Source organism: Ruegeria sp. CDSC021, from assembly GCF_059610845.1.
Genome location: NZ_JBXWOK010000003.1, coordinates 315,961 through 338,331 on the forward strand (window position 1 = coordinate 315,961; position 22,371 = coordinate 338,331).

Below are 22,371 nucleotides of genomic sequence, written 5' to 3' on the forward strand. Positions count from 1 at the left end.
ACCGGCCCTTTTGGCCAAAAGGATGACACTGAGAATAGGAAAAATTCAACAAACCGGAGGAAACCAAATGAACCTGAGACCAGATCCAACGTTTCACGCCTCGCCTAAGCTTGCCATGCAGGCACCGGTGGAAAACTACGCCTTCACTGTTATGCTCAGCCCGGACGGATCGCAATCTGATGGCATCGCGGTCATTGACCTCAAACCGGACTCCGACACCTATGGCCAGATCGTACATCAGGTCATTGTCCCCAACAAAGGCGACGAATTTCACCATTTCGGCTGGAACGCCTGTTCGTCATCTCTGTCTCCTCTGACCGGACACGCCTTTCTGGAACGACGTTATCTGATCGTACCTGGAATCCGATCCTCACGTATTTACATCATCGACGTGAAAGACCCGTTGAAGGCCAAGATCCACAAGACGATCGAACCCGAAGAACTATTTGCAAAAACCGGGTATTCGCGCCCGCACACCATCCACTGCGGTCCCGAAGGGATCTATGTTTCCTGCCTTGGAGGTGGCGGCGAAGACGGTACAGACGGACCTCCGGGCATCTTCATCATGGATTGCGAGACGTTCGAAATTATCGGGCAATACGAGATGGATCGCGGCAAGCAGGACAAGCACTATGATTTCTGGTGGAATCTGCCGCAGGACTACATGGTTAGTTCCGAATGGGGTTTGCCGCCGCAGTTTGAAAACGGCGTGGTGCCCGAGGACCTGTTGTCGAACAAGTATGGTCATTCGATCCACTTCTGGGACTTGCGCGCGCGCAAGAATATCCAGACGATGGATTTCGGCGACAATTACCAGATGGCACTGGAAATTCGCCCTGCGCATGACCCGACAAAATCTTATGGTTTCTGTGGTGTCGTGGTGGACACCACCAACCTGCAAGGCGCAATTTTCACATGGTGGCGCGGTGACGACGGCAAATGGCAGTCCAAGAAAACGATCACCATCGACCCGCGCTCCGAAAAGCCAGAGAACCTGCCGCCACTGTTGCAAGGGTTCGAGGCCGTGCCGCCGCTGGTCACCGATATCGACCTGAGCCTAGACGACAAATACCTCTATGTTGCGTGCTGGGGGCTGGGCGAGATGCATCAATACGATGTCAGCGACCCGATGAACCCAAAGCTGACCGGAAAAGTCGAGCTGGGCGGCATCGCCCGCGGCACCAAGCACTCCAACGGCAAGGATTTTGCCTATGGCCCGCAAATGGTAGAAATCAGCCGCGACGGCAAGCGCGTCTACTGGACCAACTCGCTTTACTCCACCTGGGACAACCAGTTCTATCCCGACGACGAAGGCGGACAAATGGTGATGGCCGATGTGGGCGAAAACGGGGGGCTGACGCTGAACAATGACTTTTATGTCGACTTCCCCAAAGGTCTGCGCAGTCACCAAATTCGCCTGGAAGGCGGTGACTGTTCGACCGACAGCTTCTGCTATCCGTCCGTCTAAGAAATGGGCGACATAACAACAATGACAGCCCTTTGGTGGGCTGTCATTTTTTCTGGACTCTACCACGGTATCAACCCCGGCATGGGTTGGCCGTTGGCCGTTTCGGCGGCGTTGATGGAGCGAAAGCACAGCGCCCTGCCAAAAGCGCTGGCAATGTTGGCCACGGGGCATTTCCTCGCGATGATTGGCATCTTATTGCCGCTCTCACTGATGATGTTCCTTGTTCAGTGGGAAGTTCAAATCCGCGTGGTCGCCGGGCTTTTGGTCATCGCCATGGGTCTCTATCTGCTGATCAACCGAAGACATCCGAAAATTCTGGCGCGCGTGCACCCTGCCCGGTTGGCGCTCTGGTCATTCCTCGCTGCGATGGCGCATGGGGCTGGTTTGATGCTGGTGCCGATTTTTCTGGGCATCTGTGCGATTGGAGCAAACGAAACCGGTCATGCCGCAGCACAAACACTTACGAACAGCAACGTGACGACTGCGTTTCTTGTTGCAGCAGTACACACGTTGTCGATGACAATTGCTGGCGGCACCATCGCAGTTGTGATCTACCTTTGGCTGGGGCTCAGGTTCCTCTCAAAGACATGGTTCAATCTTGATGTCGTCTGGGCACTCAGCCTCATCGCCGTCGGAGCATTCGGACTCTATGCAGCACTTTTTGGCCATTGAAATCGGTTACCCGACCAAATGGCACCTGTTCACGAGCTGGCAGAAACCAGCAATCCCGGCAGTTAATCTTTCAACGCATCTAGTGGCACCTGAAGCACCGCGTTGCCGATTTAGTCAGGTGGAGTTTCTCCTGCAGGCTCTGCCGCAAACTTTTCAACTTGATTACCTGGAATAACCCCGACCGGCATGATGCGTGAGACAATCTGCAAAGCGGACGCTCAACACGCTCGTTCAAAGAATGTCATTTTCCAAAGCACATCGTTGTTCACGCAATCTACTTTTACTCACGATACTCAGTGTCTTAACGCGATCTGGAGCAGATATTGGCAGAGCGGGGCGTTGCGGTTGATCATGTGACAATCAGAAGATTGGGTGGTGAAATTCTCGCCCCAGGTCAAGATTGAGATGCACAAATGCAAGCGCCCTAGTGCAGTTTCATGGCGCATGGACAAAACCCATCTCAAAGTGCGCGGCCATTGGATGTATCGGTATCGAGCGGTTGATCGCGACGGCGAAACCCTTGATTTTATGCCGTTTGAAAGCCGCGACACCGCGGCGGCCAAGCAATTCTTCGCGGAGGCATTGGCCAACAAAGGCATTCCGTTGCAGATCGTGGTCGACAAAACCGTCCCTCTCGCTGCAAATCTGTTTTCATCCCAAGATCAAACATCTTCTTTAAACTGCTTACGCAACCAGTCCACAAAGATCTCGACCTCTGGTCGTACAGATTTTTTGGAAACAGGTTGCATTAGGAAATGTGCATCCGGATGTGGCAGCGGTTTGCCGGCAAATCGAACGCCCGAGGCGAGCCCATTTTCGGTATTGACCAGTCGCGAGAACACTAGGGCATAGCCACCGCCACTCGCGACAAGTTGCAGCGCCGAAATGGTTGTGTCTACCAGGTATTGCGGGGCGTCTTGCGGCTTGGTGCAGTCATATGCGCTCAAGTATCGTTCCCAATGGCCTTCATGGCCCAATATGTGAACAAATGGACCAGACAGCAGATCCTGCACTTGCTTTGCACTGTTCTTCCGGCCTTTGGCGCATATCGGGACGATCGTTTCATCAGAGAGCTTATCGGAGAGTGCGTCGGTCCAGTTGCCACGACCCAAGCGTAGCTCTACGTCGATCTCTTCTAAATTGGTGGTCTCTGTCCAGATATTTGTCACAAGGCGAAGATTTATCGCCGGGTGGTCTTTCTTGAACGACGGAAGACGGGGCGCAAGCCAAAGTGAAGCGGTCGATATCGGCGCCTTGATCGTAACTGTCTTCGTCGCCATCGACCCGAAAAGGTTTGCCGAGGCCATATCGATATCAGCAAGCGCCTGCCGGACAGTTGAGCAATAAGCCTGACCAAGCTCTGTGAGAGACAGATGTCTTGCGCGCCTCACAAATAACTTGTGCTGCAACTGCTGTTCCAATGATCGGATGTGCAGGCTGACGGCAGCCTGCGTCAGCCCCAATTCGACGCTTGCACTGGTAAAATTCAGATGTCGGGCCGCGGCTTCAAAGCTACGCAGCCAGGTTAGACTTATCTGGTTGGACGGCATTTACCACCAAGAAAAATTTGCGTTAGCTCGGTTTATTTATCATTTTTCTTTTATCAGCAAGTTCTCAAATAGGGTCTGGTTTTGTTCTTTCACTCGACCAGGAGATAAGGACATGACTGAAAAACAGGATGTGTCGCAAACTCTGGGGTCTAGTTGACGAGCATGCATGATCTGAGGTTTTTACTGGTCGAATAATTTTCGAACAGGTTATTTGAGCATGATCTCGTTAAAGGGCTGTCATTTCCCCAAGGATGCAGTTTTGTACGCTGTTTTCTTCTATCTGCGGTACACGGTGTCCTATCGTGACTTGGAAGAGATCATGGCTGAGCGCGGTGTCCGAGTTGACCATGCCACTTTGAATAGGTGGGTGGTGAAATACTCGCCTATCGTCGCAGCCCGTGCGCTGTCAAAGAAGCGTCCAACGCCGAGTTCATGGCGCATGGACGAAACCTATATTCGTGTTCGCGGCAACTGGATGTACCTCTATCGGGCCATCGACAAAGCTGGGAATACTCTTGATTTCATGTTGTCTGAGCGCAGGAACCGTCCAGCAGCAGCAAGGTTCTTTGCCAAAGCGCTGTCTTCAAATGGAATCCCGAGCAAGATCGTCATCGACAAAAGCGGCGCCAACGCGGCTGGCATTCGAGTGGTGAACAAAATCCTTAATCGGTTTGGCTGCCCAGCCAAAATCCAAACGGTCAGGTCCAAGTATTTGAATAACCTAATCGAACAGGATCATCGGTTTATCAAGTGTCGTGTACGGCATATGTGTGGGTTCAAATCGTTCAGATCCGCATCAGCTACTTTGGACGGCATCGAGGTCGCCAAAATGATCCGGAAGCGGCAATTCCCCAGCACTACCACGTCGGGCTTTCGGCTGTTTGCCGAGATCGCAGAATAGGTGTGTCCGGTAGTTGACTGCCTATGGTCGTTGCAAAAGTTTGCGACACATCCAGTTCACAATGAGGAACGAACGGCGGCCCTGCGGACATAGCTGCAATTCGCCCTTTCCCAAAATCCTCTTTGTGTCGCAGTCTTGCGCGTGACGTCCGCTTGACGACACGACCCCTATCAAACGATCATCTCAGAACTGTCATGTGGTACTTCAAGGGAGATCTCATGGAAGTATTCGGAAGTGAAGCACAGCGACGCATGTCAACCATGGGCGAGCATCTTATGCAGCTGTTGGGTGATGACCCTCGGTTTTGTAGCCATGGGCGTGGTATACAGATTGCCAACGAGTATAGCGGGGCGTTGGATGATGCCGTCGCAATGGCCCGAATTCTTGGCATCACGGCGATAGAAAGCATACCGCGTGAGGAGGTGGCGACGGCGCGAGAACGAATTGAAAGCGAGGGTTTAAAAACCGACACGATTGCTTGCTATCTTGGCGGTCTGAACTGTGTCGAAGCCGCTCGCCAAGTGGTCGCAACTCATGCTTTGCCCGAGGATTTAACCATACGAGTGATTGATCGCAGCTCTCCACCAGAATGGCTTGAAGCTTTCGCGGAAGTCGCGTTGAGCCATGGTGTTCTACCGCCAATAGGGCCGGTGATGCGCGGATTGTCTCGTCCCGGGTTTGCTATGGTCGTCGTTGATCGATCAGGTGCTCCAGTCGCAACTGCGGGTTCAGTTCTGTGTCATCCCTCCAGCAGTCGGCTGCATAGTCGCGCACAATGGGGGCAACTCTCGACCAAACCTGAACGCATGGGCGAGGGCATTGCAAAAGTCTTGGGGGCGATAGCTCTAATACACTCGCATGAAAAGCTTGGCGCCACAGGGTTCAAGACAGGCATCGCTCCGGGTAACATTCCCTCTGCACGGCTTTGCGAAAGACTTGGCTTGGAGGACAGTGGAAACGACATAGTCGCGATCATTGACCCTCACGTATACTCAGAAGATCGGTTAACCAAGTGACCCATCCGGCTGTCTGTGGTCGCATTGTGTAAGCAATATTACCAAGAGCCTGAGTTGGTCTCTTGAAAAAGCTGTCTGAAGTCAGCGCATATGGGACCAAAAGCCCCAGAAGGTTGGGAGAACAACTGGGCGCAAACCATGCCAGGGCAAAGCTTCAACGTGATGATGCGCCTCTACGGACCGCTCGAGCCTTGGTTCGACAAAACCTGGCGTCCTGGTGATCTGAAATTGGTAGAATAAAGCGACGGCCACGACTATCGGGCGACGCTAATTGTTGGCGTCGCCTGGCATTTTTTTGGTGTCCGCTTTGGTCTCAAAGCGGAAATCCCTTTTCGGGAGCATTGCCATCTTTCTTCAATTCTAGATATGTTCCTGAACCAACTGCCTCAACCACTACTGCAGTTGTAAAATATCCGGAACGCATAGTTTTCTTTTTGCTGGCATTTTGTGCGCACCATCCGATCGTTTCAGTCGTTTCGGACCGTCTTTGACCTTGATCTTCGGCTTTGCTATTGGGCCCTTCAAGGTCACGGGCCAGGGGCTCTTCGAAAGAGGTTCGCCAATCTTGCGGGGCTGCAAATTCAGGTCCAAAACCTTGCCCGCCACATTAACACCGCCAAAGACAACGACTTGGACATGATCTGTCTCCAATGTGGTTTGTTTCGTCGAAATACTTCCATTGGAAATACTAATCGGAGCACGCAAACATACTATTGGAGCAACCTTTTGTTTCTCTTTGGTAAACACCCAAGGTAGCACACCCAGCCCCGCCAAATCCAAAAGCTGGGTCTCGATCGAGCCATCACGTAATGAAACTGTGGCGTTGCCGTTCATGCTGTTGGCAAAGTGCTTGGGTGAATCGGTTCCTCCTGACACCGAAAAATCTGCATAAATCGTACCGCTTGCACCTTTTTTGAAGTTCAGTCCGTGAAGAATGTCATCCAGCTGCCAGCCGCCTGCCTTGCCGGTCAACGTGAGCAGGTGCGCATCGTTCGATAGATCCATTTGCCCGCTGACGTCGAAATGAGCGCCACCGTATTCAAATTTCAAAGGTCCGGCCTTAAGCTCATTTTTGTTAAGCGTCAGTTCGCTCTGCAAACTGCTAATGCCTTTGGCGCCCTCTATGTGCCGAAGGTCAATGTCGACATCCATATCCATACCGGACAAGAGAACTGAACGTCCAATTGGTTTAAGCGTCACATCTCTCAAAGGGCCAGTGTCATCTGCTTCTTGATTGACATCTTCCTCATCGGGCTCCGTACCGCCTAGCTTCCGCAACTGTGCGGCGGCCTGAACGATGGTTCGGATATGATCTATCTTTATCAGGTCACTCTCTATGGAACCCTTCAGCACAGGATCACTTGTTGCATCATCAAGATCGGCGACAATTTCGAGGACAGATTCAGCAACCTCTACATTGGCACTCGCGTTCCAATCGGTGCCTTCGCTAGCGAGGTCAATCTCAAGGCGAGCCTGTCCGGTTTCCACACGTTCAAGCGATAGTGCCTCCAAAAGGTCCGCTCCTGATGGGACTTCGACATCAATTGCCAAATCCAGGTCCTCGAATTTGAGTACATTCTTCACAGTGCCATGTACTTCGAGGTTCCAGACTTCTGTTTCACTTGTCTTTCCATCTAAATTCGTCAGCGATAGCTGATTGATGTCGCCATTCAAATGAAAGTCGCCGGAAAATCTGCCGAGTTGGTCGTCCGGTCCTAACAGTTCTGGTGAGATCAAACTGCTTGCCGGAATATCCATTAGACCTTCTGCTGATATTCCTTGTAACTGCAGCGCGTCATCGACCGAACCGTCCAAAATGATAAACGGATCAGCCGGGTCCCCAATTCTCAAGTTGATGCTTCCGACCCTTAAGCTGCCTTCTGGTGTTCTGGAAAGTTCGGAGAACTTGATCGGAGGCGGGCCCTCGCCAGACGTGTCCAATGTGAATCCGTTGGTCTTAATGACCATTTGCCGCTGCGGAATCTGCCCGGGGACGCTGTCGATAACCATGTCGACCGAGATAAGTTTAAGATCATACCGCGATGCGGCGGGGGCTGGTTCAGCATCTTCAGGATACAACCGAATGCGGGTTGTCAACGATACGTCTTCCGGATTTCCCAATTCTCCGATTTGTCCTGTCAGCGAGAGGCTTTGCCCGCCATCCAACTCCGTCAAAACACTTAGATCATCAATCCGAGCAACGCCGTCGACCGATTTGAATGTTGCACCAATACTTCCTGAACCTTCCAGGACACGGTCAAGCTTCAGGATATCGAGAAGCTGGCCAAGTTCTACAACCTCTAGGGTCGTCTTCACTTGCAGCCCGTCTTCTATGGGGGATTCCTCTGCGGTAATCGAAATCTGTTCGAAGTTCACCGCTACCTGAAACGGGTCTTCCGCAGGGAATGTCGCGTTCAGATCAAACCTCTCTCCGTTTAGCGAACCGGCCCCAACTGCGGTCGCAACGTCGGTTTCCGTATCGCGTTTTAGAAGCAGCTCAGAAAGCTGCAGATCCAGCTCAAGCCCGTTTAGATCGTTTTGGTAAAAAACGGTGATATCGGTCAGGTCAATTTTATGGTCCGTTAGAACTCCAGCCAAAGGCATTTTAGGAGACTTAGCAGCTTGCCCGGCTTCTACATCTGATTGGGAAAGGGACTGCCAGTTTCCGACGCCGTCTTTGCCTGTGATCAGGTTCAGGTGAACGCCCGAGAGAGAAAGGTTGCTCAGCGATAGATTACTGTTCCAGAGGTCGCGCGTGGAAATTTCGAACTCAAGTTCGTCGATTGCTGCCAGATTCTCGTTAGCTCTCCGCGAACCGGGTAGTACCAGCCCCGCCGCTGACACCTGCAAGTGCCGGCCAAGGCCCAGACGCACTTCATCCTCTATGATGACGTCCTGACCAAGTTTCTTGGAGATCAGGTTTTCAACGAAGGTGGTCCTTACAGAAGAAAACAACGTAGAAGACAGGAAAAGCCAAGCTGCTAACACAGCCACAAACGCGACAGCGCAACAAACCAATACACCTTTTGCAACGTATCGCACGCTTTTCTCCTAATGTTCCGATTCATACGTTGGGCAACCTAAACCATTTATTTGTTAGGTTAATGGATTATATGGTCGGTAAATTTCCCGACCTCTGAATGATCTTGACCGTACAGCTGATAACTCTCGCTGATTTGGTCGGACAGCTAAATCACGGGTAGATGACAAAATAACTTTTGTACCGCTGACCCAGCTTCCAATCAGCTGGCTTGAAGTGAGTTTGACCGACCAGAACTGGACACGTTGCAGGGGTTGCGACTTCAGCGGCTCGACGCATCCCCAAGCTATTGGCAGCCAGATTTCCTCAATTTCCCACATTTATCTAATTACTGTTATATGTGAATTCTTCAAACGACGAGGACAGGATGAACTCACTAACTAGAATAACACGTGGGATAGGCGTCGCTTTCAAAGACGGTAGAGTGAAAGGCATTCTTGCCTTCACGGTTGGAATGATTTTATGGGCCTCGGTCTTTTACCACTTTGTCGAGGGTTGGAGTTGGCTCGACTCAATCTACTTTTCTGTCGTGACGATTTCGACTGTGGGGTTTGGTGACTTCTCACCTGAAACCGCGGCAGGGAAGATCTTCACAATGATTTACATCATCGTGGGCCTCGGTGTCTTCGTGACCGCGGCGACCACAGTGGCGGATACAATCTTGTCCCAGGACGACAAAAAAGCGGACTAATAGACTGCACTCAAATGAGCCAAACCGAGTTCCTGCACAGGCATTGGCCCGTCTGTGCATCTCAAGCTGCGGCCTGGATTCATTTGCGTCTTCAAGCTGATAGATGATCACTAAAACTAAAAAAATATACATATTATGTTTTTTGAGTATAACATTCAAAAAACATATGGAGGGATGGAATGGAAAAGACACAGGACGCAAAGATTGTCGATCTGGCAATACGATTGCTCTTTCTCGGACTATTTCTCTACAGCGCTTTGGTCATGGTGGCCCCGCTTGCAAGCGTGGTTATCTGGGCAACTATCCTCTGTGTGGCGCTTTACCCGGCATTTGATTGGCTGCAGTCCAAGCTGGGAGGTCGGAAAAAGCTTGCCACAACGATCTTGGTTTTGCTGGGCCTTGTTTTGACCCTGGGGCCAGTCGCAACTGCGGTGTCTGGTGCTGCAGAACTAGGGGCTGAATTCGCGGAACAAGCAGACAAGGGTGAGCTGAAAGTCCCCCCTGCGCCCGAGGGCCTCAAGGAATTACCATTGGTGGGAGACAAAATTTCCGATGTCTGGGGGATGTTTGAGCGCAATCTTGACGGCGCGCTTGCAAAATATGGCACGCAAATCCTTGAGATCACCAAATCGCTTTTTGGGAAGGTTCTGGGCATCGGAATCGGGCTTCTTGGCTTAGCTCTGTCCGTATTGATTATGGGGGCTTTGTTCAGCCCCGGGCCAAGTTTGGTCCAGGGTCTTCAGCGCTTTGCCAACCGTGTTTTCGCACCACGCGGCGGTGAATTCGTAACGCTGGCAGGCGCAACAATCCGGAACGTGACAAAAGGCGTAATTGGCGTGGCAGCCATTCAGGCGGTCTTCGTTTGGATACTGTTGGCTTTGTTCGGGATTTCTTCGGCCGCCACTCTGGCATTTATCTGCCTGATACTCTCGATTATCCAAATCGGGCCCGGATTGGTTCTAATACCGGTAATTATCTACGCATGGAGTTCCATGTCCGGCGGAACTGCTTTGATTTTCACTATATTGGCCGTTCCCGTCATGATAATGGACAGTTTTCTAAGACCCGTGTTCATTTCAAAAGGCCTTGAGACTCCCATGTTGGTCATCCTCATCGGTGTTCTCGGAGGTATGATGGCGTACGGTTTGATCGGCGTCTTTATGGGGCCGGTTCTCTTCGCTGTTTTCTATGAGCTATTCAAAGTTTGGATTGATACCTCGCCCGAAGCCGAGGGCACTGCTGAAGGCGCGGCGAAATGAGGAAGACAATTTGGGCAACCCTGGCGGTCATTCTGATTTTTCTTGTCTGGTACCTGGTCGCTGATCGGAAAACGCCATTTACCGGGAACGCCAGAGTAAAAGCCGTGGCGACCCAGATCGTCCCGCAGGTGACTGGAACTGTGACTGAAGTCTTGGTCGAAAATGGTCAAATCGTCTCGGCCGGAGATGTCCTCGTCCGGATCGACGCGCGACCCTACGAAATTCAGCGCGACAAGGCGGAAGCTGATCTCGAAGCAGCCACTCAAGAAGTCGGTGCATCTTCGGCAGAAGTAAGAGCGGCACAGGCCAAACTAGCAAGGGCGCAGAGCGATCTGGATACGATGCGCATTCAAACAGAACGCGTATTTGCGCTCGAAAAGAAAGGGTTGATTGCCGTCTCAAAGGCCGATGATGCGCGAGGGCAACTGGCAGAGTCCGAGGCAAACTATGAGAACGCAAAAGCAGATCTGGAAAAAGCAAAACAGAGACTTGGTGACGACGGAATCGAAAACCCGAAAATCCAGCGCGCGTTGGCCGCCTTGGCGGATGCAGAGCTTAACCTTGAGTGGACTGAGTTGCGCGCTCCGGCGACAGGTGTCATCTCTAATTTGCTGATAGCCCCCGGAACATATGCGCGATCCGGCCAGGATCTGTTGACGTTTCTGGACGCAACTGACGTCTGGATTGAGGCGTATTTTTCCGAGAACAACCTAGGAAGAGCCTCGATAGGGTCTCCGGTTGATGTAGTGTTGGACATGCATCCAGGTCAGGTTATTCCGGGCGTCATTGAGAGCTTTAGTGCGGCTGTTTCCCTAAGTGGCGGTGATGTGCCCGGGCAATTGGCGAGCCCGCCAAGCACTAAAGGTTTTTTGCGCGAGCCTGAGAGATTCCCAGTCAGGATCGTTTTACCTGGCTATGAAGCCGGAAGCGCCGAAGATGACCTTCGCTTTCAACTGAATGGGCAAGCCGATGTGATCATGTACCTAAGCGACAACTCGTTGCTGAACCTCGTAGGTCGCACCTACATCCGCGTGGTTTCAATTCTGTCCTATGCGTACTGAGGACCAACGCTCTGTCACCCGGCTTGCGCTGGGTGTTACCGGCGTCTTTTCATTGGGCCTATTTCTTGGGTGGCCGCTTGCCGTCGTCGGGGCGGTGTTCGCCGCCCTTTTTCTGCAAGCACCTGCCGCATTGCCTTTGACAGCATTTGCGAAGCTCTTTGTCTTCTCTATTGGGTTGATGTTCATTTCGTTCCTGGTGTCGTCGATCTTCTCACCATATCCGCTTGTATTTCTGATGCTGGTGGCGATTGGAATAATCCTGTCTTTCATGTGGTCAGTTTCCGGCGCCGGAGTATTACCCGGTGTCATAGCTCTCATGGGCGCATTGATGATTCCGAACCTGGTTCTGCAATCACAGGACCTGGCTTTGGTGCTCGTGTATTGGATACCGTTGAACCTGCTGTTCGCAGGCTTCGTATCGACACTGATGTTCGTATTGATACCCGCTGAACCTCAAACGGCGGCTCAAAAAAAAGCTGCAGCGCCGCCAAGCTTCGACCCAAATCGTCGCATAGTCAGGATGTCGCTTGTCACAGTCCCGTTTGCTATGGCATTTTTTGTTTCCGGCGCGTCTGCATTGCTGGTTCTGTTCTTTGTCGCGCTGCTGAGCCAACAACTTGCAGCGATGCCTACCGCGGGTAAATCGGTTGCAAAAGCTATGCTGACGGCAAACCTGCTTGGGGCGGCAGTATCCATCATTTGCTATGAGACAAACGTAATAGCGCCGGTTATTCTCACCCCCATTTTACTGTGTTTTTTCTTTTGCCTGACACTCGGAGCACTCGGTAAATCTCAAGCCCCACTCGCCGCCGCCGCCGGCTCAGCCATTACAACGGCTCTCATAGTATATGGCGGGTCGGTTGCACCGTTTTCAGACGAGGCTGACGTCAAGAGCATCATTCGAGTTTTGCAAGTTGCCAGCGCCGCCTTCTTTGTAATCATCGCATATGTCGTGGTAGATGAATTCTGGCCGGAAAAAGAGCGCCAGGCGGCTCAATGACGTTTGTTGCAACAAGGCTTGGCGCTGAAACCGACAGAGTTCTCTACTTGACCAATTCTACTTAGGGTCAAGATTCATAACCAGTACATAACGGTTGCCTCGAGTGCGAAGGCTGAGAGGAAGACCTTGGGACTACGGTCATAACGTGTCGCCACGGGCCTTCAATCCTTGAGCCTGCCGAACATGATCTCGATCCGGTTGCGGCGTTTGTATCTGCGCTTGTCGTATTTGACCGGTGTCTTGCATTGCTTACGGCCTGGGATGCAGGCGCGTATCCCGTTGTCTTTTAGCGCTTCTCGGAACCAGTCGGCGTCATAGCCGCGATCCCAGAGCAGCCAATCCACGTTTGGTATGCTGCTGAGCAGAGCCCGAGCACCGATGTAATCGTTGACCTGCCCGGCGGTAACGAACAGGTTGAGCGGGCGACCTTGGCTATCACAGATAGCATGCAGCTTGGTATTCATGCCGCCTTTGGTTCTGCCAATCAGGCGGCCACGCCCCCCTTTTTGACGCCCAAGCTGGACGCCGTGCGATGGGCTTTTAGATATGTGGCGTCGATCATAACCATCTTCTTTTCACCGTGCTCGGCAGCTAGACCAGCCATCATCCGTGCGAAGATGCCTTTCTCGCTCCAACGCTTCCACCGGCTGTAGAGCGTCTTTTGAGGTCCGGATTCCCAGGGCACATCTCGCCAACGCAACCCATTGCGATTAATGAAGATAATCCCGCTCAACACCCTTCTATCATCGACCCGTTGCCTGCCGTGCTACTTCGGGAAGAAAGGGGAAAGCTTGGCCATATGCTCGTCTGTCAGCCAATAAAGGTCGCTCATGTCATCGCTCCATATTTGGAGTTGTGAATCACGCAGCGCAGCAAAAATCAATGCATCCTGAGCCTAACATAGATCCAAGCGAAAGCTTCCTTCGCACCAAAAGTCAATTCATGGCAAGCGTTGTTGAATGGCCGCTAACCGAGACTGTGAATGCTTTTTATGCGAGAGTAGCGAACGGCGGGTAGGCTCGCATCAACGAAACTGCAAATTCCTGTCTTGAAGGTCCGCTTCGGGCTGCTAGCGGCCTATCGTGCTTGCTGCGGAGAATGGCAACACTGAGCCCAAGGTGTTCATGTTGCAATAGGAATGAGCGGCAGCGACAAATCAGGGTACAGACATCAACGTTGTGAGTAGCGGTTCGTTTTGACCATGCGACGTGCTGATGTCACGCAGCGAACATAGCCTCACCGCGATCTTGGAGATCGTTAGGCTTCTTGGTCGCTTTGTCTGCAAATTCAGGCGATGTTCAATGTCCCGAATTGGTTTTCGCTATACTGCAAAGCAGATCAACATGTTGATCCAACCAATCTTCGTCCAGTGCCTCGTGACGTATGAGTTTGCGGAAATAAGGTGCAGCCACTGCTAGTTCTATAAGCTGGTCAACCGGAACGTCGGCGGTGATCTCACCGCGGCCTATTGCGGCTGCAAATACTGCTTCAACACTTGCGAACCTGTCTTTCATAAATTCAGTGATCACCAACCGCGCTTCTGCATCGGTGGACGCAGCAGCGACAACTTGAGGCGCGATTTGACCCCATGGTGTGTCATTCAAAGCTCCCATCAGTACTCCGAGTAACCAGCGCAGATCAGATCGCAGCGGGCCATCGGTTTTGGGTGGTATGTTCGGCGGTGTTGCGATGCGCCTGAATGCTGCATCACGCAGACTGCGCGCATCTGGCCAGTGCCTGTAAAGTGTGCTGCGCGAAATGCCCGTTGCCTTCGAAACTGCGCCATGAGTTACGTGCAGCACGCCCTCATCCATTAGTATCTTTTGCGCGGCATCAAGCGCGGTCTGTCGTGTGGCGATCAGCCTAGGATCTTCTTTCAATCGTCCCTCCTATAGAACATCTTGTTGCATAGTAGAACATTTTGTTCTAAAAGTATGGTCGGTCAAAACCTAAATCCCACAAACACGTCTTTTCAAAACGGGAGCGTATCAATGTTCAAAGTGGCAGCAACCCCGCTGGTGGTACTCTTATCGATGGGCGCGACAACCGCATTGTCCGAGAGTGGCACCTACGAGCTGGATCCTGGACACAGCCAGGTATTGTTCAGCTACAACCACATCGGGTTCTCAGAAACATATGGAATGTTCTCAGGTTTTAGCGGTGAGATAGAGTTCAACGAAGATGATCCGTCTGCGTCATCTGTCACAGTGTCTATGCCTGTAAAATCTATGATCACGGGCTGGGATGCCCGTTTGCAACACTTCATGTCCGATGACTTTTTTAGCGCGAGTGACGGTGACGTGGTCACATTCGCCTCAACCAGCATTGAAGTGACCGGGGACAATTCCGCGAATATTTCTGGCGACCTGACCATGAATGGCATCACCAAACCTGTTGTCCTGGAAACAACGCTTAACAAGTCAGCGCCATACCCGTTTGGCCCAAAAGAGGGCACGCCAACCTTGGGGCTGGCAGCCACGGCGACTATCGTGCGGTCTGAATTCGGACTTGGGGCGTTTGCACCTGCGGTGAGCGACGAAATAGAGCTCTTGATCAATATCGAAGCGTTAAAGGCTGAATGATGTGTGCAAGTGCGCTGATACTGCGTTCAGCACTCAATCTTTTTGATTGGCAGATGGTCAACACGATGAATGTGCACCTGAGAACATTGGCGGTTGCTGTGACGGTAGTGGTATTGATGTGCTCAATGGCGTCCGCGCAAGAGCGCTCCTTGCCGGAGCGCACCTCGCCCCGTCCCGAAACGACAAGCGGCGTACCGCATACTCAGATTGGTGTCGAAATTAATGCCGATTTGGCCCAGTTATTGCTGGAGCGAGTTGCGCAATTCCCAGGGGTCACACTTGGCCCAACACGCATATCATTACCTGGCGCGCTTGGCTTTCAGCTTGATCCTGACATGTTGTTGTCTCAACCGAACTCTATCGTCGGTGGGTTTGAGTTTGCGCATATGCATCCTGATGGCAGCTTGCACGCTTCGCTGCACCCCGCAATGGCCCGACGGGCAATTGAGGCTGGCTGGGCCGTAGGACACCCTTGGGCCAATCAACGCCCCGGATGGAGTGGCTTTGTCATGATATACACACCGACCACACAAGAAGAGTTGGATGTCGTCATCGATCTGGTCGAAAGTTCGTACACCTTCATCACCGGCAACACCTTGGGTTAAACCTGTTTTGCCCGAAAGTGTGCGGTGGCGCCTGCTTCCTTAAAGAGTGCTGTTTCAGCCGCCGTGCTTTTCACGGTCAATTTCTTTCTTACATTCTTGCCGTGGCGAAGCGCTCGGAGCGTGCGTTCAAACCTTCAGCACCAATAGTAACTCCCGTCCCGCGCAGTTGAATTTGCAAAGCTCAGTGGCGAATGCCCGCTTTGGGCTGCGACCAACCAATTGAACTGATCGCAGAGAATGGCGTATCTGGCGCCCAAAGCGACCATTCCGGTATCTAATGACAAAGTGGGTGTTCATGTCTTTGGGCTCACTTCACGGGTTTTTCGGTGAACCGGCGAACTGCGAGGACCGAAGCAGCATAATCCCCCAATGAAATCCCTCTGAAAGCAAAAGCCGCCGGCTTATTGCGTGCTCGGACGTCGACTTTGCCAGCGACCAATTCCGTCAAGTCGCCAGCAATTTGCTCGTATGGCAACATCGGCTTGTCGCTTTCCAGCTCCTGCAAACGGTCGTCGACAATTACCGTTTTAATACCAGTCATGTGCGCCGGCACCCACGGGATGCACGCATCAGTTATGGTTGCGAAGGCAGTCGGCTTCAGCCATCGGGCATCCAAGAAGGGTTCAATGGAGTAGTCCAACGTTATCGATGTCACTATCAGATCGGCATCACTCAAAGCGTCCTTGGCATCGGCGCATGTTTCAGCTTCGAGACCCATGCCCAGAGCATAACGACAAAGCTTGTCGGCATTCTCTTTACCTCGCCCGAACACGCGGATTCGTTTCAAGGGAAACAGTTCTGAAAACGCAGCTAGATGGGAGTGAGCCTGCACGCCCGCACCCACAAAAGCCACCGTCTCGGCATGAGGGTCAGCAAGCCGTCGCGCTGCCACCACTGACAGAGCCGCAGTTCTGATTGCCGTAATCCAATTCGCTCCCAAGACCGCGCGAAGTAGTCCGGTTTGCGCATCCATAACCATGATGGCACCGTTTATCGCGGGAAGACCCCTCGCCGGGTTTTCCGGACACACTGTAACCTGCTTGGTCACGATGAATCCATCATCTCCCATTGCCAATGTAGACATTGCGTAGCGCCCATCGCCGGGCAAGATGACTGTCTTGGGAGAAGTGTGAAGCTTTCCGTCTGCCTTGGCTATTAAAGCAGCCTCGATGGCATCGGCAACTTCCGAAGGTTGGATGCCTAAGCCCCCGAGGTCGTCGTCAGACAGGTAAATTACGGTGTTCTCAGAAGTCACAGAGTCCCTCACTTAAGCAATTTGGCTTTTTGACTGAATACATTGTCTTCGGCAGTTCTTCCTATCGGTTTACCTTCACAGAAGTATTTTGGCTGTAACTTTTGATCGCCCGATCCAATGCGCAGAAAAAAAGTGCCTTCATTTTTCTGAAAATGTGAACCCAGTCGAACGCCTGCTTCGTCCATTAGGCCGACTTTGTGCGGTCTGAACCAACCCGATGACCTACTGAGATCGTCAGACGACAGGTTCGGGCCCATTGGTAGTTAAAGTTGCGAATTGTTCAAACGACACTTTGCAGATCAGATTCCGGGCGACTTCAGGTCGGGATCACAATCCGACACAACAACCCACCCAGCGATTCAGAGCGGTCCAGATCTAGTCTGGAATCGTAGGCTTTCAGTAAGTCGACCGCGATCGCCAGCCCAAGCCCGCTACCAACGACCGAGGTGTCCAGTCGTCCGCCGGATCGCAAGGCTTCGCGGTGGGCGTCTTCTGGAATTCCGGGACCGTCATCCTCGATACTGATTTCGATACATTTCTGCTTACGTTTCGCGGTCAGCCGTACCGCGCTTCGACACCATTTGACCGCATTGTCCAGAAGGTTGCCCAAAATCTCTTCGATGTCCTGCGTATCCATGCGCACCCAAAGACCCGGATCGCCATCGATCTGCAGCGATTTGCCTTCGCGGTCCGCCATGGCCGAGAACAGCCGCGCCAGGCGCTCGATGGAGTTAGACAGATCGGTCCGCGAATGGGTCAGGTCAGCAGCGTTCAAAGCCCGCAACCTGGCCAGAGATCGACCAAGTTGAGCATCGATCCTGTCCAGCGCCTCTTGTGCGGTATCTGTCACCGCTCCGGCGTCGGACAATGTCACAAGTTCATTGCGCAATATGGCTGTAGGAGTTTTCAATGCGTGTGCCAGATCTGCGGCCTGGCGGCGCGAACCCGAGACGATCTCGCGGTTCCGACGCAGCAGCTGGTTCAGGTCCTCGACCAATGGCGAGACCTCTTCGGGGTAATCTGTTGGCCTAAGGTCTTCGTCCTGATCCCAGCGATGGGCCACATCCGTACGCAGCTTTCGCAATGGTCCCAGAACAACTGAAATCAGAAACAACGAGCCGGCTAAACCGATCAGGCCAACTAGGCCAAACACCGGCAGCAGGCTTTTCTGCGCCGCGCGCCGCTCGGCCACGAGCTGAGCCTGACTTTCGGCGACGCTGACGCCCCATACCGTGCCATCTTCATAAGTGATCTTCTGAAAAGCGCTGCGCAGCACTTCATTCTCCGGACCGCTTGTGTCCCAGAGTGTGGGGATGTCAGGAATACCGGGGGGTTCCGCGATGACCTCATCAAACAGCGAGCGAGAGGTGAAGACCACACCGTCGGCGCTTCTGACCTGCCAGTATCGTCCGGAATATGGGGTGCCATAAGCCGGGTCAAATATCAGATCTCGTAGTGCCTCCGGGTTTTCGGTTGTGACATTCAGGCCGACAACCAGCTGTGTGTGACGATCCAGCAGCGCAGAGTCGAACCGGTTGGACACCCGTGCATCAATGTATGAGAAAACCGCCAGTGTGCCTACGCCCACAGACACTGCCCCAGATGCAATTCCCCCCAGCAATGCCCGTTGTCGCAGCGATAACATCAGGCCGAATCGATCATATATCCACGACCCCGAACCGTTGTGATCAGGTCAGTGCCAAGCTTCTTGCGCAGACGGGTAACAAATACGGCGATAGTGTTCGAATCCCGGTCTCCATCGTATTCATAGATATGCTCTGAAAGTTCTGATCGTGAAATCATCCGACCAGAATTATGCGCCAGATAAGTCAGCACCGCGATTTCTTGAGCAGTCAGGTCAACCGGCACGCCATCGGCTGTCACCCGGCCGTTACGGGTATCCAGAATGACGTTTCCCATTTCAATCACGGGATTCAGCTGTCCACTTTGCCGTCGCAGGATGGCGCGAACACGCGCGGCCAGTTCGGGCATGTGGAACGGTTTGGTCATATAGTCATCTGCGCCCGCATCCAGGCCGTCGACCCTTTCGCTCCAGCCATCGCGGGCAGTCAGAATCAGCACCGGTGTTTTGACGCCCTCGTTGCGCCATTCGCGCAGAATCGAAATGCCGTCGCGCTCTGGAAGGCCGAGGTCAAGGATGATCATGTCATATGGTTCGGTGGCACCCAGATGCAGGGCGTCGAGCCCACTATTGGCGACATCCACAACGCGGCCTTCTGCGTTCAGGAGTTTTTTGATCTGTTCGCAGAGGTGCGGTTCGTCTTCTGCCAGCAATACTCTCATACTTAAGGACTATAGGCGAGCAAATGGAAGTATAACCATTACTTTTTGCCCCCGCCGTTACCTCCGCCATTACCACCGGAGTTACCGCCGCCGTTGCCACCGGAATTACCGCCACCGTTACCACCGGAATTACCGCCACCGTTACCACCGGAATTACCACCACCATTGCCACCGGAGTTACCGCCGCTGTTGCCTTTGTTTGCAGATTTCCCCTGCGAAGCGCCCTTGCCGGATTTACCCGGCGCAGCGCGGGCAGCTTCAGAAATCTGGCGGCCAACAACGGATCGGTTGGACACAACAACACCCGTCTGAGCGTTGACGATGACACTGACGATTTTACCATCCGGTTTCTTGACGAGAATACGGTAATATAGCCTGTCAGCCTGAAAGGCTCGCGCGTCAACTGGCGTTCCACCAAAAGCCTTTTCAACGCCTTTGATTACTTTTTTCAAACGAATGGCACTGCCTGAGGTTGTCGCCTTGCGCAACTCGGATTGCGTCAACTCACGTGCAGCAGCCTGTCCCTCTCCGGGGTGGAGAAAGGCAAGTAGACAGGCAATGGCAATAAGCTTTTTCATCCTTGTCACTCATTACTGCGAAAACGCCGGCTCAATCTACCGATTTCTATGTGAACCTACGGTGAACAGCCAGTTACGCGTGGGTTCAACGATGATGGGTTTAGATCAGGGGTGTCGGATTCTGTTTTCGACACCCAGTTTTTGCGTCTGCTCGCCGCTGATTACCGTGACAGACGAGAATCGCACCTGATGAACGAGGACCATTATGAACACCAAACCGATCAACCTGCTAAAAGCCTCTGCTATTGCCATCGCCCTGCTGGGCTCGACCGCGATTGTCGGAGCTGTCGCGTTTCCTGATGCTGCTTTTGCCAAAGGGGGCAACGGCGGCGGTAACGGAAACGGCGGCGGTAATGGCAATGGCGGTGGAAACGGCAATGGTGGTGGAAACGGTAATGGCGGATCTGGTGCGTCCATTAGCGATAGTGATAAAGCGGCCGGAAAATCTAACCGGAAATCTTCCAACGCTGGTAAGTCAAAGTCATCGGGAAAAAACAAATTTTCCTTGAAAGACCTGTTTGGGGGTAAAAAGACCAAAGCCAAAACCACAGCCGTAAAGACCGTACGCAAAAGTCAACCAGTGGATCAGGTGACCAAAGCAATTCGCCCCGCCCCGAAACCAAAAGGGTACAAGATGGCGGATCTGCTGGGCGTGCACCCATCTGAACTAGGCGCACTGAACGCCGCCAACGCTAATGAGAATGCTCTCAAGAACGCCTCTCCTAATTCCCGTGTGGGCCGCATCGCCGCATTTCGTGACGCAGTTCTGGCCGGAGATGAATTGCGTGAGGAGCTTGCGGAAACACAGGCATTGCTGGATGGCATGACCCCGCCGGACCGCCCGGTCTCTGAGATCGAAGAGGACCTTGATGCGGCTCTGACAGATGTTCAGGAGAAGCAGGATCGCGTGAACGAGCTTGAGGACGCTCTTGCCGATGCCGGGGGCACAGATCCGGATATAGAAGCAGAGCTTAAGGACGCCAATGACGAACTTCAGGGAGCCCTCGATACGGCCGAAGACCTAGGCGCCGAACGGCAGGCTGCGGTCGACTACAACGATACGGTGGCAGAAGTCGATGCGCTGACTGAGGCTGTAGAAAATCAACCGCAGACCGAGCGTGAAGCGTTGGAGGCTGCCGCCAACAAGCCTGTGACGGATGAGGTCGAAGCTGCCGTAAAAACTCTGCTTGGTCTTGATAGCTGATTGCTGATTGTCCAATCAATCACCAGGTCAAATAGACCCGAGCCAGCAGGCATAACAACATCACAAATAAAAAAACCCGCTCCGATCCGGAGCGGGTTTCACTACATCCCAGACAACACCACGTGACTTGGGATATACGCAGACGTTCTGTTGAGAGATCAGACGCCTCGTTTCGCCTCTTTTAGCCGCTCTTTGTTGAATAGTTCAGACAGTGCATTTTCGATAGGAGGGAAGCGACCGTTGCTCGAATTCGTGATGCTTGACAATTCACCGCCTGAGACGGTGCGCGAGGATTGCATTGCTGTAGGAATGCTAGGCGCACCCTCATTGGCAGTATTGATCATGCTGTTCCCCTTCAGTGCATCCGGGCACGCATTGATCGGCCCTGAGTAAGGAAGTATGAACGATAACGGTTGAACACTCTGAGAATACATTGTTCACGTTCGGTTAATGTTGTTGCGTATGAGTGGACAAACTGGGGGGGCATTGACCGCCATATAAGAAAATGCTGCCATTTTGGTTTTATTTCCCGATGGCAGCTTTGTCCGTATAGCAGACATCGGCGCTCGTCATTGTGAACTCTCGAATGTCTGCTGAGAGCCCATAGCGTGAATACGATTTTCACGCTGCGCGTGCTCGCAACGCCAATTTCACTCCGTCGTCTTTGTGTCCCATGCTGGGCATCCAGCGTTCGACTTGGACACCTGCCTCAAAACGACTCAGCGGATCACGTGGACAGAACAATTGGCGTGGTGAACGACCCGGTTCGCAGTCGACCCAATAAAAATGTTCTCGATCCCCGGCTTGTGTGAGGCCAGCACGATGCAATCGATGCCATTTTCATTTGCGAAATCAACGATCGCTCGGCCAGCGCTCCCCGAGATAAGCCGCGGTTTCGCCCCCGGTAGCTCTGCAGCGTTCCGATGTAAGCCCTCCTGAAGCTCTTTTCGCGTGTTTGCCAGAACTTCCTCAGGTATCTGGGATGCCACATATGCAGGGATCGGCTCCTGCACATGGAGCACTGTGAATTCCGCATCGGCACTCGCCAGCAAACGAGCAGCTTCAAATGAGGCCTGTGTATCGTGATCGTTGTCCAGCGCGACTGGAATCAGAATGTTCTTATACATGTTAGTCACCTTCGATTGCTCCAGCTACGATCATTCCGGCCTCCGCGGTGATACGGCA

21 protein-coding genes and 2 pseudogenes are annotated in these 22,371 nt (G+C 52.8%); 14 read left to right on the top strand and 9 right to left on the bottom strand.

The genetic code is table 11. The features are described from left to right. Positions 1-67 precede the first annotated feature (67 nt). From AC2FGB_RS08305 to AC2FGB_RS08315, 3 genes and pseudogenes are all read left to right on the top strand, one after another. A complete protein-coding gene (locus AC2FGB_RS08305; protein WP_496693710.1) occupies positions 68-1,468 on the top strand; it encodes a selenium-binding protein SBP56-related protein in 1,401 nt (466 codons plus the stop codon). 3 nt (positions 1,469-1,471) lie between these two features. Next, a complete protein-coding gene (locus AC2FGB_RS08310) occupies positions 1,472-2,140 on the top strand; it encodes a hypothetical protein (RefSeq protein WP_496693709.1) in 669 nt (222 codons plus the stop codon). Positions 2,141-2,584: 444 nt separating this feature from the next. After that, a pseudogene (locus AC2FGB_RS08315) lies at positions 2,585-2,761 on the top strand (DDE-type integrase/transposase/recombinase); the annotation flags it as partial. A 41-nt stretch (positions 2,762-2,802) separates the two neighbouring features. Here AC2FGB_RS08315 and AC2FGB_RS08320 read toward each other — a convergent pair. After that, the gene (locus AC2FGB_RS08320) at positions 2,803-3,690 is read right to left on the bottom strand and encodes a LysR family transcriptional regulator (RefSeq protein ID WP_496693708.1); all 888 of its coding nucleotides are present in this window, start codon (positions 3,688-3,690) and stop codon (positions 2,803-2,805) included. 217 nt (positions 3,691-3,907) lie between these two features. Here AC2FGB_RS08320 and AC2FGB_RS08325 point away from each other — a divergent pair, with 217 nt between their 5' ends. The 3 genes from AC2FGB_RS08325 to AC2FGB_RS08335 all read left to right on the top strand — a co-directional run bounded on the left by AC2FGB_RS08325 (position 3,908) and on the right by AC2FGB_RS08335 (position 5,847). Further along, entirely contained in the window at positions 3,908-4,591 is a 684-nt protein-coding gene (locus AC2FGB_RS08325) for an IS6 family transposase (RefSeq protein ID WP_281995032.1), read from the top strand. A 218-nt stretch (positions 4,592-4,809) separates the two neighbouring features. Continuing rightward, positions 4,810-5,607 (top strand): GNAT family N-acetyltransferase, encoded by a 798-nt coding sequence (locus tag AC2FGB_RS08330; RefSeq protein ID WP_496689456.1) that lies wholly within the window; start codon positions 4,810-4,812, stop codon positions 5,605-5,607. A gap of 90 nt (positions 5,608-5,697) precedes the next feature. Then, complete coding sequence (locus AC2FGB_RS08335) at positions 5,698-5,847, top strand: DUF1214 domain-containing protein (protein WP_281972998.1); 150 nt, start codon at positions 5,698-5,700, stop codon at positions 5,845-5,847. A gap of 153 nt (positions 5,848-6,000) precedes the next feature. Here AC2FGB_RS08335 and AC2FGB_RS08340 read toward each other — a convergent pair whose 3' ends face one another. Continuing rightward, positions 6,001-8,649, bottom strand: coding sequence for an AsmA family protein (locus tag AC2FGB_RS08340; RefSeq protein WP_496693707.1), 2,649 nt, complete (start codon positions 8,647-8,649; stop codon positions 6,001-6,003). A 422-nt stretch (positions 8,650-9,071) separates the two neighbouring features. Between AC2FGB_RS08340 and AC2FGB_RS08345 the strand changes: the two genes are divergently transcribed. The 4 genes from AC2FGB_RS08345 to AC2FGB_RS08360 all read left to right on the top strand — a co-directional run bounded on the left by AC2FGB_RS08345 (position 9,072) and on the right by AC2FGB_RS08360 (position 12,658). Next, entirely contained in the window at positions 9,072-9,338 is a 267-nt protein-coding gene (locus tag AC2FGB_RS08345; protein WP_246097203.1) for a potassium channel family protein, read from the top strand. A 179-nt stretch (positions 9,339-9,517) separates the two neighbouring features. Beyond that, positions 9,518-10,597, top strand: a complete 1,080-nt coding sequence (locus AC2FGB_RS08350; RefSeq protein ID WP_496693705.1) for an AI-2E family transporter — start codon at positions 9,518-9,520, stop codon at positions 10,595-10,597. After that, positions 10,594-11,658, top strand: coding sequence for an HlyD family secretion protein (locus AC2FGB_RS08355; RefSeq protein ID WP_496689460.1), 1,065 nt, complete (start codon positions 10,594-10,596; stop codon positions 11,656-11,658). Before AC2FGB_RS08350 ends, AC2FGB_RS08355 begins: the two co-directional genes overlap by 4 nt. Further along, positions 11,648-12,658 (top strand): DUF2955 domain-containing protein, encoded by a 1,011-nt coding sequence (locus AC2FGB_RS08360; RefSeq protein WP_496689462.1) that lies wholly within the window; start codon positions 11,648-11,650, stop codon positions 12,656-12,658. The genes AC2FGB_RS08355 and AC2FGB_RS08360 overlap by 11 nt, the downstream gene beginning before the upstream one ends. A gap of 74 nt (positions 12,659-12,732) precedes the next feature. On the opposite strand, the pseudogene AC2FGB_RS08365 reads toward AC2FGB_RS08360, so the two are convergent. Continuing rightward, positions 12,733-13,490 (bottom strand): annotated as a pseudogene (locus AC2FGB_RS08365) (IS5 family transposase). 466 nt (positions 13,491-13,956) lie between these two features. Next, entirely contained in the window at positions 13,957-14,538 is a 582-nt protein-coding gene (locus tag AC2FGB_RS08370; protein WP_496689464.1) for a TetR/AcrR family transcriptional regulator, read from the bottom strand. A gap of 111 nt (positions 14,539-14,649) precedes the next feature. Here AC2FGB_RS08370 and AC2FGB_RS08375 point away from each other — a divergent pair, with 111 nt between their 5' ends. Together AC2FGB_RS08375 and AC2FGB_RS08380 are read left to right on the top strand one after the other, a co-directional pair. After that, the gene (locus tag AC2FGB_RS08375) at positions 14,650-15,240 is read left to right on the top strand and encodes a YceI family protein (RefSeq protein WP_496689466.1); all 591 of its coding nucleotides are present in this window, start codon (positions 14,650-14,652) and stop codon (positions 15,238-15,240) included. Between the two features lie 53 nt (positions 15,241-15,293). Next, entirely contained in the window at positions 15,294-15,845 is a 552-nt protein-coding gene (locus AC2FGB_RS08380) for a luciferase domain-containing protein (RefSeq protein WP_496693704.1), read from the top strand. Between the two features lie 307 nt (positions 15,846-16,152). On the opposite strand, the gene AC2FGB_RS08385 is transcribed toward AC2FGB_RS08380, so the two are convergent. The 4 genes from AC2FGB_RS08385 to AC2FGB_RS08400 all read right to left on the bottom strand — a co-directional run bounded on the left by AC2FGB_RS08385 (position 16,153) and on the right by AC2FGB_RS08400 (position 19,982). Then, complete coding sequence (locus AC2FGB_RS08385; protein ID WP_496693703.1) at positions 16,153-17,100, bottom strand: ornithine cyclodeaminase family protein; 948 nt, start codon at positions 17,098-17,100, stop codon at positions 16,153-16,155. 316 nt (positions 17,101-17,416) lie between these two features. Then, entirely contained in the window at positions 17,417-18,745 is a 1,329-nt protein-coding gene (locus tag AC2FGB_RS08390; RefSeq protein ID WP_496693702.1) for a sensor histidine kinase, read from the bottom strand. After that, the gene (locus tag AC2FGB_RS08395; RefSeq protein WP_142636050.1) at positions 18,745-19,404 is read right to left on the bottom strand and encodes a response regulator transcription factor; all 660 of its coding nucleotides are present in this window, start codon (positions 19,402-19,404) and stop codon (positions 18,745-18,747) included. Before AC2FGB_RS08395 ends, AC2FGB_RS08390 begins: the two co-directional genes overlap by 1 nt. Positions 19,405-19,442: 38 nt before the next feature. Then, positions 19,443-19,982: a PepSY domain-containing protein gene (locus tag AC2FGB_RS08400; protein ID WP_496693701.1), complete on the bottom strand. Its 540-nt coding sequence runs from the start codon at positions 19,980-19,982 to the stop codon at positions 19,443-19,445. Between the two features lie 205 nt (positions 19,983-20,187). On the opposite strand from AC2FGB_RS08400, the gene AC2FGB_RS08405 reads away from it, so the two are divergent. Both AC2FGB_RS08405 and AC2FGB_RS08410 read left to right on the top strand, forming a co-directional pair. Continuing rightward, positions 20,188-21,186, top strand: a complete 999-nt coding sequence (locus AC2FGB_RS08405; RefSeq protein WP_496693700.1) for a hypothetical protein — start codon at positions 20,188-20,190, stop codon at positions 21,184-21,186. Between the two features lie 255 nt (positions 21,187-21,441). Beyond that, positions 21,442-21,579, top strand: coding sequence for a hypothetical protein (locus tag AC2FGB_RS08410; protein ID WP_496691982.1), 138 nt, complete (start codon positions 21,442-21,444; stop codon positions 21,577-21,579). 326 nt (positions 21,580-21,905) lie between these two features. On the opposite strand, the gene AC2FGB_RS08415 is transcribed toward AC2FGB_RS08410, so the two are convergent. Next, the gene (locus AC2FGB_RS08415) at positions 21,906-22,313 is read right to left on the bottom strand and encodes a universal stress protein (protein ID WP_271952494.1); all 408 of its coding nucleotides are present in this window, start codon (positions 22,311-22,313) and stop codon (positions 21,906-21,908) included. Positions 22,314-22,371: the final 58 nt, after the last annotated feature.

Bases quoted from the DNA above. Each gene is read 5' to 3' on its own strand.
- AC2FGB_RS08415 (WP_271952494.1), bottom strand. From the start codon at position 22,313: ATGTATAAGAACATTCTGATTCCAGTCGCGCTGGACAACGATCACGAT.
- AC2FGB_RS08360 (WP_496689462.1), top strand. From the start codon at position 11,648: ATGCGTACTGAGGACCAACGCTCTGTCACCCGGCTTGCGCTGGGTGTT.
- AC2FGB_RS08405 (WP_496693700.1), top strand. From the start codon at position 20,188: ATGAACACCAAACCGATCAACCTGCTAAAAGCCTCTGCTATTGCCATC.
- AC2FGB_RS08325 (WP_281995032.1), top strand. From the start codon at position 3,908: ATGATCTCGTTAAAGGGCTGTCATTTCCCCAAGGATGCAGTTTTGTAC.
- AC2FGB_RS08335 (WP_281972998.1), top strand. From the start codon at position 5,698: ATGGGACCAAAAGCCCCAGAAGGTTGGGAGAACAACTGGGCGCAAACC.
- AC2FGB_RS08395 (WP_142636050.1), bottom strand. From the start codon at position 19,404: ATGAGAGTATTGCTGGCAGAAGACGAACCGCACCTCTGCGAACAGATC.
- AC2FGB_RS08305 (WP_496693710.1), top strand. From the start codon at position 68: ATGAACCTGAGACCAGATCCAACGTTTCACGCCTCGCCTAAGCTTGCC.
- AC2FGB_RS08400 (WP_496693701.1), bottom strand. From the start codon at position 19,982: ATGAAAAAGCTTATTGCCATTGCCTGTCTACTTGCCTTTCTCCACCCC.
- AC2FGB_RS08320 (WP_496693708.1), bottom strand. From the start codon at position 3,690: ATGCCGTCCAACCAGATAAGTCTAACCTGGCTGCGTAGCTTTGAAGCC.
- AC2FGB_RS08380 (WP_496693704.1), top strand. From the start codon at position 15,294: ATGGTCAACACGATGAATGTGCACCTGAGAACATTGGCGGTTGCTGTG.
- AC2FGB_RS08355 (WP_496689460.1), top strand. From the start codon at position 10,594: ATGAGGAAGACAATTTGGGCAACCCTGGCGGTCATTCTGATTTTTCTT.
- AC2FGB_RS08350 (WP_496693705.1), top strand. From the start codon at position 9,518: ATGGAAAAGACACAGGACGCAAAGATTGTCGATCTGGCAATACGATTG.
- AC2FGB_RS08310 (WP_496693709.1), top strand. From the start codon at position 1,472: ATGGGCGACATAACAACAATGACAGCCCTTTGGTGGGCTGTCATTTTT.
- AC2FGB_RS08375 (WP_496689466.1), top strand. From the start codon at position 14,650: ATGTTCAAAGTGGCAGCAACCCCGCTGGTGGTACTCTTATCGATGGGC.
- AC2FGB_RS08410 (WP_496691982.1), top strand. From the start codon at position 21,442: ATGCTTGACAATTCACCGCCTGAGACGGTGCGCGAGGATTGCATTGCT.
- AC2FGB_RS08330 (WP_496689456.1), top strand. From the start codon at position 4,810: ATGGAAGTATTCGGAAGTGAAGCACAGCGACGCATGTCAACCATGGGC.
- AC2FGB_RS08390 (WP_496693702.1), bottom strand. From the start codon at position 18,745: ATGTTATCGCTGCGACAACGGGCATTGCTGGGGGGAATTGCATCTGGG.